At 62.5% G+C, this 13,800-nt stretch carries 11 protein-coding genes; all 11 read left to right on the forward strand.

Annotation, left to right across the window (positions count from 1 at the left end; all coding sequences use genetic code 11):
- The first annotated feature begins 3 nt into the window (after nucleotides 1-3).
- The 11 genes from HNE05_RS09635 (at nucleotide 4) to HNE05_RS09685 (ending at nucleotide 13,776) form a co-directional block, all read left to right on the forward strand.
- Nucleotides 4-723 (forward strand): succinate dehydrogenase iron-sulfur subunit, encoded by a 720-nt coding sequence (locus tag HNE05_RS09635; RefSeq protein WP_173206192.1) that lies wholly within the window; start codon nucleotides 4-6, stop codon nucleotides 721-723.
- 242 nt (nucleotides 724-965) lie between these two features.
- Nucleotides 966-3,797 (forward strand): 2-oxoglutarate dehydrogenase E1 component, encoded by a 2,832-nt coding sequence (locus HNE05_RS09640; protein WP_173206195.1) that lies wholly within the window; start codon nucleotides 966-968, stop codon nucleotides 3,795-3,797.
- Between the two features lie 73 nt (nucleotides 3,798-3,870).
- On the forward strand, nucleotides 3,871-5,088 hold the full coding sequence (odhB, locus tag HNE05_RS09645) for a 2-oxoglutarate dehydrogenase complex dihydrolipoyllysine-residue succinyltransferase (protein ID WP_173206198.1): 1,218 nt from the start codon (nucleotides 3,871-3,873) through the stop codon (nucleotides 5,086-5,088).
- 67 nt (nucleotides 5,089-5,155) lie between these two features.
- Nucleotides 5,156-6,592 (forward strand): dihydrolipoyl dehydrogenase, encoded by a 1,437-nt coding sequence (lpdA, locus tag HNE05_RS09650; protein ID WP_173206202.1) that lies wholly within the window; start codon nucleotides 5,156-5,158, stop codon nucleotides 6,590-6,592.
- Between the two features lie 201 nt (nucleotides 6,593-6,793).
- On the forward strand, nucleotides 6,794-7,960 hold the full coding sequence (gene sucC, locus HNE05_RS09655; protein WP_173206205.1) for an ADP-forming succinate--CoA ligase subunit beta: 1,167 nt from the start codon (nucleotides 6,794-6,796) through the stop codon (nucleotides 7,958-7,960).
- Entirely contained in the window at nucleotides 7,960-8,847 is an 888-nt protein-coding gene (gene sucD / locus HNE05_RS09660; protein WP_173206208.1) for a succinate--CoA ligase subunit alpha, read from the forward strand. The genes sucC and sucD overlap by 1 nt, the downstream gene beginning before the upstream one ends.
- A gap of 288 nt (nucleotides 8,848-9,135) precedes the next feature.
- Nucleotides 9,136-10,449: a branched-chain amino acid transport system II carrier protein gene (gene brnQ, locus HNE05_RS09665; RefSeq protein WP_173206211.1), complete on the forward strand. Its 1,314-nt coding sequence runs from the start codon at nucleotides 9,136-9,138 to the stop codon at nucleotides 10,447-10,449.
- Between the two features lie 136 nt (nucleotides 10,450-10,585).
- Nucleotides 10,586-11,392, forward strand: coding sequence for an alpha/beta fold hydrolase (locus HNE05_RS09670; protein ID WP_173206214.1), 807 nt, complete (start codon nucleotides 10,586-10,588; stop codon nucleotides 11,390-11,392).
- Nucleotides 11,389-12,252, forward strand: coding sequence for an alpha/beta hydrolase (locus tag HNE05_RS09675; RefSeq protein ID WP_173206217.1), 864 nt, complete (start codon nucleotides 11,389-11,391; stop codon nucleotides 12,250-12,252). The genes HNE05_RS09670 and HNE05_RS09675 overlap by 4 nt, the downstream gene beginning before the upstream one ends.
- A 50-nt stretch (nucleotides 12,253-12,302) precedes the next feature.
- Nucleotides 12,303-12,965, forward strand: coding sequence for a glutathione S-transferase family protein (locus HNE05_RS09680; protein ID WP_173206220.1), 663 nt, complete (start codon nucleotides 12,303-12,305; stop codon nucleotides 12,963-12,965).
- A 7-nt stretch (nucleotides 12,966-12,972) separates the two neighbouring features.
- Nucleotides 12,973-13,776 carry a DUF4892 domain-containing protein gene (locus HNE05_RS09685; RefSeq protein ID WP_173206223.1) on the forward strand — a complete coding sequence of 268 codons (804 nt, stop codon included), beginning with the start codon at nucleotides 12,973-12,975 and terminating at the stop codon, nucleotides 13,774-13,776.
- Nucleotides 13,777-13,800 lie beyond the last annotated feature (24 nt).

A 13,800-nucleotide genomic window follows, 5' to 3' on the forward strand; every position in this document is an offset into this window, starting at 1 on the left:
ATCATGTCTCTTGGTAAAACTTTGCAAGTCAGCGTTTATCGCTACAACCCGGAAAAAGATGCCGCGCCGTTCATGCAGGACTTCACCGTCGATATCGACGGCAAGGACCTGATGGTGCTCGACGTACTGGCTCTGATCAAAGAGCAGGATGAGGGCTTTTCCTACCGTCGTTCCTGCCGTGAAGGTGTGTGCGGTTCCGATGGCATGAACATCAGCGGCAAGAACGGCCTGGCCTGTGTCACGCCGATCTCCTCCGTAGTCAAGGGCAACAAGCTGGTGATTCGCCCGCTGCCTGGTCTGCCGGTCATTCGTGACCTGGTGGTCGATATGAGCATCTTCTACAAGCAATACGAGAAGGTGCAGCCTTTCCTGCAGAACGACACGCCGGCTCCGGCCATCGAGCGTCTGCAGTCGCCGGAAGAGCGCGAGAAGCTGGACGGTCTGTACGAGTGCATCCTGTGCGCGTGCTGCTCCACCAGCTGCCCGTCCTTCTGGTGGAACCCGGACAAGTTCCTCGGTCCCGCTGCACTGCTGCAGGCTTATCGCTTCCTCGCCGACAGCCGTGACACCAAGACCGCAGAACGTCTGGCCTCGCTGGACGATCCGTTCAGCGTGTTCCGTTGCCGCGGCATCATGAACTGCGTGAACGTTTGCCCGAAAGGTCTCAACCCGACCAAGGCAATCGGCCACGTACGTAACATGCTGCTGCAGAGCGGTACCTGATTCAGTTTTACCCGTGACACCTGTGGCAGCGGCGTAACTCCGCTGCCGCAGTAAAACCAGAACCGCAGCTCACAAAGCCGCGGTTCTTACTTGAAAAGAATTTGATGACCAGCAGGGGCATCCGGGCTGGTGCCCGGACTATCTGCGGGATCCGTAGTGGCTTACCCGTCGCTGCTTCAGGACTTTGAGCCTCAATTACGGCCTCCACGCCGGTGGTGTCCCCTTACCGAGGGTGACCAAGCATGCAAGAAAGCGTGATGCAGCGCATGTGGGACAGTGCCCACCTATCCGGTGGTAACGCTGCCTATGTGGAAGAGCTCTATGAGCTCTACCTGCACGATCCCAACGCTGTGCCAGAAGAGTGGCGCACCTATTTCCAGAAATTGCCGACTGACGGCAATGCCGCCACCGACGTTTCGCACTCGACCGTCCGCGATCATTTCGTGCTGCTGGCCAAGAACCAGCGCCGCGCACAACCGGTTTCCGCCGGCAGTGTCAGCAGCGAGCACGAGAAGAAGCAGGTTGAAGTCCTGCGTCTGATTCAGGCGTACCGCATGCGTGGCCATCAGGCTGCGACGCTCGACCCGTTGGGTCTGTGGCAGCGTCCGGCTCCGGCTGACCTGGCGGTCAACCACTATGGTCTGACCAACGCCGACCTCGATACCACCTTCCGTACCGGTGAGCTTTACATCGGCAAGGAGGAGGCGACTCTACGGGAAATCCACGAAGCGCTGCAGCAGACATATTGCCGCACCATTGGCGCCGAGTTCACCCACATCGTCGATTCCGAGCAGCGCAAGTGGTTCCAGCAGCGCCTGGAAAGCGTGCGTGGCCGTCCGGCATTCTCCGCGGAAGTGCAGGGCCACCTGCTTGAGCGTCTGACCGCTGCCGAAGGCCTGGAGAAATACCTGGGCACCAAGTACCCGGGCACCAAGCGTTTCGGTCTGGAAGGCGGCGAGAGCCTGATTCCGCTGCTGGACGAAATCATCCAGCGCAGCGGCTCCTACGGCACCAAGGAAATCGTCATCGGCATGGCCCACCGTGGCCGTCTCAACGTACTGGTCAACACCTTCGGCAAGAACCCGCGCGACCTGTTCGACGAGTTCGAAGGCAAGAAGGTCGATGGCCTGTCTTCCGGTGACGTGAAGTACCACCAGGGTTTCTCCTCCAACGTCATGACCCCGGGCGGCGAAGTGCACCTGGCACTGGCCTTCAACCCTTCGCACCTGGAGATCGTCTCTCCGGTGGTCGAGGGTTCCGTGCGCGCCCGTCAGGATCGCCGCAGCGACCCGAACGGCGACAGCGTACTGCCGATTTCCATCCACGGTGACGCGGCTTTTGCCGGTCAGGGCGTGGTCATGGAAACCTTCCAGATGTCGCAGACCCGCGGCTACAAGACTGGCGGCACCATCCACCTGGTGATCAACAACCAGGTCGGCTTCACCACCAGCCGTCCGGAAGACTCGCGCTCCACCGAGTACTGCACCGACGTGGCGAAGATGATCCAGGCACCGATTTTCCATGTGAATGGCGATGATCCGGAAGCCGTGCTGTTCGTCACCCAGCTGGCCGTCGACTACCGCATGCAGTTCAAGCGTGACGTGGTCATCGACCTGGTCTGCTACCGTCGTCGCGGCCACAACGAGGCCGACGAGCCGAGCGGCACCCAGCCGCTGATGTACCAGCAGATCGCCAAGCAGCGCACCACCCGTGAGCTGTATGCGGAAAGCCTGATCAACGGCGGCCGCCTCGACCTCGAGCGCGTGCAGACCAAGATCGACGAGTACCGCAACGCGCTGGACAACGGTCAACACGTGGTCAAGAGTCTGGTCAAGGAGCCGAACAAGGAGCTGTTCGTCGACTGGCGCCCGTACCTGGGCCATGCCTGGACTGCCCGTCACGACACCCGTTGTGAGCTGAAGACCCTGCAGGATCTGGCTGGCAAGCTGCTCGAACTGCCGGAAGGTCTGGTCCTGCAGCGTCAGGTGGCCAAGGTGCTGGAAGACCGGGTCAAGATGACTGCCGGTGCCATGCCAATCAACTGGGGCTACGCCGAGAACCTGGCCTACGCCACGTTGCTGCAAGCCGGTCATCCGGTACGCATCACCGGTCAGGACGTTGGCCGCGGCACCTTCTCGCACCGCCATGCGGCGCTGCACAACCAGAAGGACGCGACTACCTACCTGCCGTTGCAGAACCTGTTCGAGGGCCAGCCAAAGTTCGACCTGTACGACTCCTTCCTTTCCGAAGAAGCGGTACTGGCCTTCGAATACGGCTACTCGACCACCGTGCCCAACGCCCTGGTGATCTGGGAAGCACAGTTCGGCGACTTCGCCAACGGTGCCCAGGTGGTGTTCGACCAGTTCATCTCCAGCGGCGAGCACAAGTGGGGCCGTCTGTGCGGCCTGACCATGCTGCTGCCGCACGGTTATGAAGGGCAGGGCCCGGAGCACAGCTCCGCGCGTCTGGAGCGTTATCTGCAGCTGTGCGCCGAGCACAACATGCAGGTCTGCGTACCGACCACCCCGGCACAGATCTACCATCTGCTGCGCCGTCAGGTGATTCGTCCGCTGCGCAAGCCGCTGGTGGTGCTGACACCGAAGTCGTTGCTGCGCCACCCGCTGGCCATCTCGACCCTGGAAGATCTGGCCGAAGGCTCGTTCCAGACTGTCATTCCCGAGATCGATCCGATCGATCCGAAGAAGGTCGAGCGTCTGGTCCTGTGCAGCGGCAAGGTCTACTACGACCTGCTGGCCAAGCGCCGAGCCGAAGGTCGCGAAGACATTGCCATCGTGCGCATCGAGCAGCTCTATCCGTTCCCGGAAGATGATCTGGCCGAGGTTCTGGCACCGTACAAGAACCTCAAGCACATCGTCTGGTGTCAGGAAGAGCCGATGAACCAAGGCGCCTGGTACTGCAGCCAACACCACATGCGTCGTGTCGCTTCTGCGCACAAGAAGGCCCTGTTCCTCGAGTACGCAGGTCGCGAAGCTTCGGCTGCGCCGGCTTGCGGTTATGCCTCGTTGCACGCCGAGCAGCAGGAAAAACTGTTGCTGGACGCCTTTACTGTCTAACGCCTTCGCGTATCGAGGCGGCGGCACGGGCCGCCGCCTCCTTGAAGAAAACGAATTTAAGGAAACACTCAGAATGGCTATCGAGATCAAAGCCCCAACCTTCCCGGAATCGGTTGCCGACGGCACCGTCGCTACTTGGCACAAGAAGCCGGGCGATGCGGTCAAGCGCGATGACCTGATCGTCGACATCGAGACCGACAAGGTGGTGTTGGAAGTACTCGCCGAGGCCGACGGCGTACTCGCCGAAATCGTCAAGAATGAAGGCGACACCGTGCTGTCTGGCGAGTTGCTGGGCAAACTGGGTGCCGCTGGCGCAGCCGTAGCCGCTGCCCCGGTTGCTGCCGCTCCGGTTGCCGCTTCTGCTGCAGCCCCGACCGCTGCTGACGATGATGCGATCCTCTCGCCGGCCGCGCGCAAGATCGCCGAAGAAGGTGGTATCGATCCGAACAGCATCACCGGTACCGGCAAAGGCGGTCGCGTGACCAAGGAAGACGCTGTGGCTGCTGTTGCCGCCAAGAAAGCCGCTCCGGCTCCGGTGGCCAAACCCGCTGCGCCGGCTGCCGACGCTCCGGTTTTCGCCGTTGGCGACCGCGTCGAGAAGCGCGTGCCGATGACCCGCCTGCGTGCCAAGGTGGCCGAGCGTCTGGTCGAGGCGCAGTCCTCCATGGCCATGCTGACCACCTTCAACGAAGTCGACATGACCGAAGTCATGGCCCTGCGTTCGAAGTACAAGGACCTGTTCGAGAAGACCCACAATGGCGTGCGCCTGGGCTTCATGTCGTTCTTCGTCAAGGCAGCCACCGAAGCGCTGAAACGCTTCCCGGCGGTCAACGCATCGATCGACGGCACCGACATCGTTTACCACGGCTACTCCGACATCGGTGTTGCCGTGTCCAGCGACCGTGGCCTGGTGGTTCCGGTGCTGCGCAATGCCGAGCTGATGAGCCTGGCCGAGATCGAGAACGGCATCGCCACCTTTGGCAAGAAGGCCCGCGACGGCAAGCTGTCGATCGACGACATGACTGGTGGCACCTTCACCATCACCAACGGTGGTACTTTCGGTTCGATGATGTCGACCCCGATCGTCAACCCGCCGCAAGCCGCCATCCTCGGCATGCACAATATTCTCCAGCGCCCGATGGCCATCAATGGTCAGGTGGTCATCCGTCCGATGATGTACCTGGCGCTGTCCTACGATCACCGTCTGATCGACGGCAAGGAAGCCGTGAGCTTCCTGGTGACCATCAAGAACCTGCTGGAAGACCCGGCTCGTCTGCTGCTGGACATCTGATCACGCTGCTGTACACGCGGCGGTCCTCACGAGGGGTCGCCCGGTTTTATCCGAGAAGGAATGAGTTATGACCCAGAAATTCGACGTGGTAGTGATTGGTGCTGGCCCTGGGGGCTATGTGGCCGCCATCAAGGCCGCACAACTCGGTCTGAAGACCGCCTGCATCGAGAAGTACCAGGACAAGGACGGCAAGGTTGCCCTGGGCGGTACCTGCCTGAACGTCGGCTGCATTCCATCCAAGGCGCTGCTGGACAGCTCCTACAAGTATCACGAGGCCCACGAGGGCTTCAAAATCCATGGTATCGAGGCCAAGAGCGTCACCATGGACGTACCGGCGATGGTCGCGCGCAAGAACGGCATCATCAAGAACCTCACCGGCGGCGTTGCTGGCCTGTTCAAGGCCAACGGCGTGACCCTGCTGGAAGGCCACGGCAAGCTGCTGGCCGGCAAGAAAGTCGAAGTCACTGGCACTGACGGCTCGGTGCAGGTCGTCGAAGCCGAGAACGTGATCCTCGCCTCCGGCTCCAAGCCGGTCGACATCCCACCGGCTCCGGTCGACCAGGATGTGATCGTCGATTCCACCGGCGCCTTGGAATTTCAGGCCGTGCCGAAGAAACTGGGCGTGATCGGTGCCGGCGTGATCGGCCTCGAACTGGGCTCGGTCTGGGCTCGCCTGGGTGCCGAAGTCACCGTGCTGGAGGCCATGGACAAGTTCCTCGCCGCCGCCGATGACCAGATCTCCAAGGAAGCCCTGAAGATCCTCAGCAAGCAGGGTCTGGACATCCGTCTGGGTGCCCGCGTGACCGGCAGCGAAGTGAAAAAGAAGCAGGTAACTGTGACCTTCACCGACGCCACCGGCGAGCAGAAGCTGACCTTCGACAAGCTGATCGTTGCCGTGGGCCGTCGCCCGGTGACCACCGACCTGCTGGCTGCCGATAGCGGCGTGACCCTGGACGAGCGTGGTTTCATCTTTGTCGACGATTACTGCGCCACCAGCGTGCCGGGCGTGTACGCCATCGGCGACGTGGTGCGCGGCGCGATGCTGGCGCACAAGGCCTCGGAAGAGGGCGTGATGGTTGCCGAGCGCATCAAGGGCCACAAAGCCCAGATGAACTACGATCTGATCCCGTCGGTCATCTATACCCACCCGGAAATCGCCTGGGTCGGCAAGACCGAGCAGCAGCTGAAAGGCGAGGGCGTTGAAATCAACGTCGGCACCTTCCCGTTCGCCGCCAGCGGCCGTGCCATGGCTGCCAACGACACCGCCGGTCTGGTCAAGGTCATCGCCGATGCCAAAACCGACCGCGTGCTGGGCGTGCATGTGATCGGCCCAAGCGCCGCCGAGCTGGTTCAGCAGGGCGCCATCGGCATGGAATTCGGCACCAGTGCCGAAGACCTGGGCATGATGGTGTTCTCGCACCCGACTTTGTCCGAGGCGCTGCACGAGGCGGCCCTGGCGGTGAATGGCCATGCCATCCACATCGCTAACCGCAAGAAGCGCTAAGTACCACCAGAGCATGCGGCGCCCGGCCTGGCCGGGCGCTCAAACGCAGGAAAAGAACCACGGCGTACGGCCCGCGGCAGCCTCACACGGTGTGTCGCAGGAATGTCCGTCAGGACTGCTAACCAGAGCAGTCACAGGTGGTGCGGCGCCTTCGAGCGCAGCACCGATGCGCAATACCTAAACGAAGAACGGTAGATAAGCATGAATCTTCACGAGTATCAGGGTAAGCAGCTGTTCGCTGAATACGGCCTGCCGGTTTCCACTGGCTACGCCGTTGACACCCCGGAAGAAGCGGCTGCGGCCTGCGAAAAGATCGGTGGCAGCGAGTGGGTTGTCAAAGCCCAGGTGCACGCCGGTGGCCGCGGTAAAGCGGGCGGTGTAAAGCTGGTGCGTAACAAGGAAGACGCCAAGGCGTTCGCCGCTCAGTGGCTGGGCAAGCGTCTGGTGACCTACCAGACTGACGCCAATGGTCAGCCGGTGACCAAGATTCTGGTCGAGTCGTGCACCGACATCGATCAGGAACTGTACCTGGGTGCCGTCGTCGACCGTTCCAGCCGCCGTATCGTGTTCATGGCTTCCACCGAAGGTGGCGTGGACATCGAGAAAGTCGCCCACGACACTCCCGAGAAGATCCTCAAGGCCACCATCGACCCGCTGGTTGGCGCGCAGCCGTACCAGGGCCGCGAGCTGGCTTTCCAGCTGGGCCTGAAAGGCGATCAGATCAAGCAGTTCACCCACATCTTCGTTGGCCTGGCCAAGCTGTTCCAGGACTACGACCTGGCACTGCTGGAAGTGAACCCGCTGGTCATCAAGAAAGACGGCAACCTGCACTGCCTGGACGCCAAGATCAACATCGACAGCAACGCCATGTATCGCCAGCCCAAGCTGCGCGCCATGCATGACCCGTCGCAGGACGATCCGCGCGAAGCCCACGCTGCCAAGTTCGAACTGAACTACGTAGCCCTGGAAGGCAACATTGGCTGCATGGTCAACGGTGCCGGCCTGGCCATGGGTACCATGGACATCGTCAACCTGCACGGCGGCAAGCCAGCCAACTTCCTCGACGTAGGTGGCGGTGCGACCAAAGAGCGCGTGACCGAAGCCTTCAAGATCATCCTGTCCGACAGCAACGTCGCGGCCGTACTGGTCAACATCTTCGGCGGCATCGTTCGTTGCGACATGATTGCCGAAGGCATCATCGGCGCCGTGAAAGAAGTCGGCGTGAAGATTCCGGTCGTGGTTCGTCTGGAAGGCAACAACGCTGAACTGGGCGCCAAGGTCCTGGCCGAAAGCGGCCTGAACATCATCGCGGCAACCAGCCTGACCGACGCTGCCGAGCAAGTCGTCAAAGCTGCGGAGGGCAAGTAATGAGCGTCCTGATCAATAAAGACACCAAAGTCATCTGCCAGGGCTTCACCGGCTCGCAGGGTACTTTCCACTCCGAACAAGCCATCGCCTACGGCACCAAGATGGTTGGCGGCGTGACTCCGGGCAAGGGCGGCACCACTCACCTGGGCCTGCCGGTGTTCAACACCGTCAAGGAAGCCGTTGACGCCACTGGCGCCACCGCTTCGGTGATCTACGTTCCGGCTCCGTTCTGCAAGGACTCGATCCTGGAAGCGGCTTTCGGCGGCATCAAGCTGATCGTCTGCATCACCGAAGGCATCGCGACCATCGACATGCTGGAAGCCAAGGTCAAGTGTGACGAGCTGGGCGTACGCCTGATCGGCCCGAACTGCCCGGGCGTGATCACTCCCGGCGAGTGCAAGATCGGCATCATGCCCGGTCACATTCACCTGCCAGGCAAAGTCGGCATCGTGTCGCGTTCCGGCACCCTGACCTATGAAGCCGTGAAGCAGACTACTGACGCCGGTTTCGGTCAGTCCACCTGCGTCGGCATCGGCGGTGACCCGATTCCGGGCTCCAACTTCATCGACATCCTGAAGCTGTTCCAGGAAGACCCGAAGACCGAGGCGATCGTGATGATCGGCGAGATCGGCGGTTCCGCTGAAGAAGAAGCTGCTGCCTACATCAAGGCCAACGTGACCAAGCCGGTGGTGTCCTACATCGCTGGCGTCACCGCGCCGCCCGGCAAGCGCATGGGCCACGCCGGCGCCATCATTTCCGGTGGTAAAGGTACTGCGGACGAGAAGTTCGCCGCCCTGCAGGACGCTGGTGTGAAAACCGTGCGTTCCTTGGCTGACATCGGCAAGGCCCTGGCCGAGCTGACCGGCTGGGAAGTCAAGAAAGCCTGAGGCTGACTTGATCGGAAAAAGGCCACCTTCGGGTGGCCTTTTTTATTGCTGTCGATTCGATCAGAAATTTGTGTCGGGGCGACAGATTGTTGCGTCCGATCGACAGCCCGACCGCTGTCAGACGCGGTCTATCGTGAAAATCGTTAGGCTTGCAAGTATTCCCCCGGCGAGGCTCCACAAGGGCTGGCGGCGGGTACCTGTGAATCGCCTGAACCTGGCGCTGCACGCTTCCTGAACTCAAAGGAAACCTGCGTTTTCTCCCTGTTTTCCAGCTTGGTACTTCCCGCTATGACCCGTTTGAAAGGCCCCGATCTCCTGGCCCTTGGTTTTATGACTTTTGCCCTGTTCCTCGGGGCTGGCAACATCATCTTCCCACCCAGCGCCGGTATGGCCGCGGGGGAGAACCTCTGGTCCGCCGCCCTCGGTTTCCTCCTGACCGGCGTCGGCTTGCCGCTGCTCACTGTGGTCGCCCTGGCCCGCGTCGGCGGTGGCATGGCCAACCTCACTGCGCCACTCGGGCGCAAGGCCGGCACGCTGTTCGCTGTGGCGGTCTATCTGGCCATCGGCCCGCTGTTTGCCACGCCACGCACCGCGGTAGTGTCGTTCGAGATGGGCGTGGCGCCGTTCACCGGTAACGAACCGGCGGCATTGATGATCTACAGCGTCGCCTATTTCGCCGTGGTGTTGTTCCTCTCGCTGAACCCCGGGCAACTGGTCGACCGCATCGGCAAGTACATTACCCCGGTGCTGCTCGCTGCACTGCTGGTACTCGGTGGCGCGGCACTGATGGCGCCGGCCGGTGCGATCGGCCAGAGCAGCGCCGACTATCAGGCGATGCCTCTGGTGCAGGGCTTTCTGCAGGGCTACCTGACCATGGATACCCTCGGCGCGCTGGTGTTCGGCATCGTGATTGCCACCGCCATTCGTGGCCGTGGGGTAACCGACAGCCGCTTGGTCACGCACTACTCGGTGATCGCCGGCCTGATCGCGGCTGCTGGGCTGTCGCTGGTCTACCTGTCGCTGTTCTACCTCGGCGCCACCAGCCAGGGGATTGCCGGCGATGCGCAGAACGGCGTGCAGATTCTTACCGCCTATGTGCAGTTCACCTTCGGTACGCCAGGCAGCCTGCTGCTGGCCGTCGTTATCACCCTGGCCTGCCTGACCACTGCCGTGGGCCTGCTGACCGCCTGTGGCGAGTATTTCAGCGGGCTGCTGCCGGTGTCCTACCGCAAGGTGGTGCTGACGTTCGGCCTGTTCAGCCTGCTGGTGTCCAACCAGGGGCTGTCGCAACTGATCAGCGTGTCGATACCGGTGCTGGTCGGTCTGTACCCGCTGGCCATCGTGCTGATCGGCCTGAGTCTGCTCAGTCGCTTCTGGACCTCGGCACCGCGGGTGTTCATTCCGGTGATGCTGGTGACCCTGCTGTTCGGCCTGGCGGATGCAATCAGTGCAGCCGGTTTCAAGTCGCTGCTGCCAGGCTTTCTCGCGCAACTGCCCTTGGCTGCGCAGGGACTGGGTTGGGTGGTGCCAGTGGCGCTGACCCTGCTGGCGGCGGCAGGGCTGGATCGGCTGCGCGGCGAAGCGCAGCCAGAAGCCTGCTAACCCCTCTGCGACGCGCCTTCTGGCGCGTCGCTGCTGTTTTTTGGCCGTTGTGCCACCCATCTACGGCTGATCGCCGATTGCTGCCCAGCCTGTGCTGCACGACAATTCAGGCATCTTTCCCGTGCAGCTCGCCGTCATGTCGCAATCCGTGTTCTTCGCCCACGCCAACGGCTTCCCCTCGGCCACCTACGGCAAGCTGTTCGCCGCCCTGGCGCCGGACTACCAGGTGCAGCATCTGGAGCAGCACGGCCACGATCCGCGCTTCCCGGTGGACGACAACTGGCAGAACCTGGTCGACGAACTGATCGCGCACCTTGAGGCCTGGCAACAACCGGTCTGGGGTGTCGGCCATTCCCTCGGCGGCGTGCTGCACTACCATGCGGCGCTGCGCCGGCCTGATCTGTATCGCGGTGTGGTGATGCTCGATTCACCGCTGCTGACCCGTGTCGACCAACTGGTGATCCGCGCCGCCAAGCGCTTCGGTTTCATCGACCGGATCACTCCGGCGGGCCGCACCGTGGGCCGCCGTGAAGCCTTCACTGATCTGGCCGAGGCGCGCAGCTACTTCGCCGGCAAGACCCTGTTCAACCGTTTCGATCCGGAATGCCTGGACGCCTACGTGCAGCATGGCCTGCGGCCAGCCGAACACGGCTTGCGCCTGCGCTTCGATCCGGCCACCGAGATCAATATCTACCGCAGCGTGCCGCATACCAGTCCGGGCCGCCCGCAGCAGCTGCAGGTGCCGCTGGCCCTGGTGCGCGGTCGACACAGCCGGGTGGTGATGGCGCACCATGCGCGCCTGGTCAACCGTGTACCCCAGGGCGAGTATCACAGCCTGCCGGGTGGGCACATGTTCCCCCTGGAACGCCCGCAAGACACCGCGCGCCTGTTGCGCGAACTGTTCAGCCGCTGGCAGGGCCAGGATATGGAGCGCAGCGCATGACTTTCAGCGTCGAGGAAACCCGTTTCAGCCTGCCGCATGTCGAGCTGGCCGCACACCTGTTCGGCCCCGAAGACGGCATCCCGGTGATCGCCCTGCATGGCTGGCTGGACAACGCCATGACCTACGCACGCCTGGCACCCAAGCTAAAGGGGCTGCGCATCGTCGCCCTGGACTTCCCCGGTCACGGCCACTCCGGACATTACGCCAGCAACTCCAGCTACAGCATGTGGGAATACCTGGAGGACGTGCTGCTGGTGGCCGAAAAGCTGGGTTGGGAGCGGTTCAGCCTGATGGGGCATTCCCTCGGCGGCATCATCTCGACCCTGCTGGCTGCCGCCGTGCCGGAGCGCATCGAGCGCCTGGCATTGATCGATGGCCTGATCCCATTCACCGGGGAAGCCGATGGCGCGGCCAAGCGCCTGGGCGATGCGTTGCGCGCGCGCCTGGCGGTACGTGACAAACGCAAGCCGGTGTATGCCGACCTGGAACGTGCGGTACAGGCACGCATGCAGGGCGTGGTCGCGGTCAGCCGCGAAGCCGCCGAGCTGCTTGCCCAACGCGGCCTGGAACCCGTACCGGGCGGCTACACCTGGCGCTCCGATATCCGCCTGACCTTGCCCTCGGTGATGCGCCTGACCTTCGCCCATGTCGAGCAGTTCGTGCGCAGTGTGCAGTGCCCAGTCAGTCTGGTGTTGGCAGCGCAGGGGCAGATGGCGGTCGAACCGCGGATTGCCAGTCTGCTCGAAGGGCGTCATTTCGATGTGCACACCTTGCCTGGCGGCCATCACCTGCACCTGAACGAGGAGGCGGGCGCACAGCAGGTTGCAGACTGTTTCAATCGATTCTTCGCTGTGACTTGACTTGCCCCCTGCAACTGCCGAGGCTGGGCAGATTGTTCAGGGAAGCGCGCATGATCGATCTCTACACGGCGGCGACACCCAACGGCCACAAGGTGTCCATCGCCCTCGAGGAGTTGGGGCTGGCCTATCAGGTACATGCCTTGTCCTTCGACAAGCGGGAACAGAAGGCCGCGGCATTTCTCGCCATCAACCCCAACGGGCGCATCCCGGCGATAGTCGACAGAAGCAACGACGACTTTGCCGTGTTCGAGTCCGGCGCCATCCTCATCTACCTCGCCGAGCAGACTGGCCAGCTGTTGCCCAGTGATGCCAAGGGCCGCTCACGGGTGATCCAGTGGCTGATGTTGCAGATGGGCGGGGTAGGGCCGATGCAGGGCCAGGCCAACGTTTTCTTCCGCTACTTTCCGGAGAAACTGCAAGGCGCCATCGACCGCTACCAGCATGAAACCCGGCGTCTCTATGAAGTGCTCGACACCCGCCTGGGCGAAGCCGATTACCTTGCAGGTGACTACAGCATTGCCGATATCGCCACCTATCCGTGGGTGCGCGTACATGACTGGGCCGGGGTTGCCGTCGACGGTCTGCCCCACTTGCAGCGCTGGATGGCGGCCCTCGAAGCGCGCCCAGCGGTGCAGCGTGGTCTGCAAGTTCCGCAACGGGCAAGCGACGAAGAATCTGTGGTGAAAACTGCGCAAACCATGCTGATACGCTGAGGGCCGGATGCTTTCCAGACTTTCCTTTTACCTGCTGTGCCTGAGCGGTTCCGCGTTGGCTGCCGATATGCCGGGCAGCCAGGATCTCGACGTGCTGCCACGCTTGCCGCGTAGCGAAATAGTCGACTACCAGGATGTTGCCAGCCTGGAGAAACGCTACCCACTGGGCGCGGTGCAACGCATCAGCAGCCAGCTGCGTCTGGAGCGCGAGGTGCTGGCCGAAGGGCGCCTGCGTTCGCTGACCTACCGCTTGCCGGACGAACATACGCCCCGTGATGCCCTCACTGCAGCGCGCCAGACCTTGCTGGAGCAGGGCGCCCAGTTGCTTTACTGGTGCGTGGGCCGCGAGTGCGGCTCCAGCAGTTTGTGGGCCAACGTCATTTTCGATAACGCCAAGTTGTATGGCCCGGAAGAACGCCAGAGCTATCTGCTGCTGCGTCTGGCACCTCCTCAGCAGGACAGTCTGCTGGCCTTGTACGGTATTACGCGTGGTAATCGGCGTAGCTATCTGCATGCCGAGCAACTGGATGCCAGCACGCCATTGCAGGCGGTGCTGCCGGTTGCCGCGACCTTGCTGCGCCAGTTGCGTGAGCATGGCGCGCTGGCCTTGCCGCATCTGCAGGCCCCAGATGAGGTGTGGAGCGAATTGCTGGGGCGGACGCTGAACCTGGACAGCACCCTGCGAGTCAGTTTGTCCGGGGCCAGCGCGGCTGCATGGGCGCAGGCCTTGCAGAAGCAGGGTGTGCGCGCCAGCCGCCTGGAGCTTGGCTCTGCCTCAGGTGATGGTCTGCTGTTGCAACAATTGCGCTGAATAATGTGCGTCGGTCGCCTGGCG

This window comes from Pseudomonas campi (genome assembly GCF_013200955.2).
In the GTDB taxonomy this organism is placed as follows: Bacteria; Pseudomonadota; Gammaproteobacteria; order Pseudomonadales; family Pseudomonadaceae; genus Aquipseudomonas; species Aquipseudomonas campi.

Coding starts and splice junctions, on each gene's coding strand:
- HNE05_RS09635 (WP_173206192.1), top strand. CDS start 4: ATGTCTCTTGGTAAAACTTTGCAAGTCAGCGTTTATCGCTACAACCCG.
- HNE05_RS09640 (WP_173206195.1), top strand. CDS start 966: ATGCAAGAAAGCGTGATGCAGCGCATGTGGGACAGTGCCCACCTATCC.
- odhB (WP_173206198.1), top strand. CDS start 3,871: ATGGCTATCGAGATCAAAGCCCCAACCTTCCCGGAATCGGTTGCCGAC.
- lpdA (WP_173206202.1), top strand. CDS start 5,156: ATGACCCAGAAATTCGACGTGGTAGTGATTGGTGCTGGCCCTGGGGGC.
- sucC (WP_173206205.1), top strand. CDS start 6,794: ATGAATCTTCACGAGTATCAGGGTAAGCAGCTGTTCGCTGAATACGGC.
- sucD (WP_173206208.1), top strand. CDS start 7,960: ATGAGCGTCCTGATCAATAAAGACACCAAAGTCATCTGCCAGGGCTTC.
- brnQ (WP_173206211.1), top strand. CDS start 9,136: ATGACCCGTTTGAAAGGCCCCGATCTCCTGGCCCTTGGTTTTATGACT.
- HNE05_RS09670 (WP_173206214.1), top strand. CDS start 10,586: ATGTCGCAATCCGTGTTCTTCGCCCACGCCAACGGCTTCCCCTCGGCC.
- HNE05_RS09675 (WP_173206217.1), top strand. CDS start 11,389: ATGACTTTCAGCGTCGAGGAAACCCGTTTCAGCCTGCCGCATGTCGAG.
- HNE05_RS09680 (WP_173206220.1), top strand. CDS start 12,303: ATGATCGATCTCTACACGGCGGCGACACCCAACGGCCACAAGGTGTCC.
- HNE05_RS09685 (WP_173206223.1), top strand. CDS start 12,973: ATGCTTTCCAGACTTTCCTTTTACCTGCTGTGCCTGAGCGGTTCCGCG.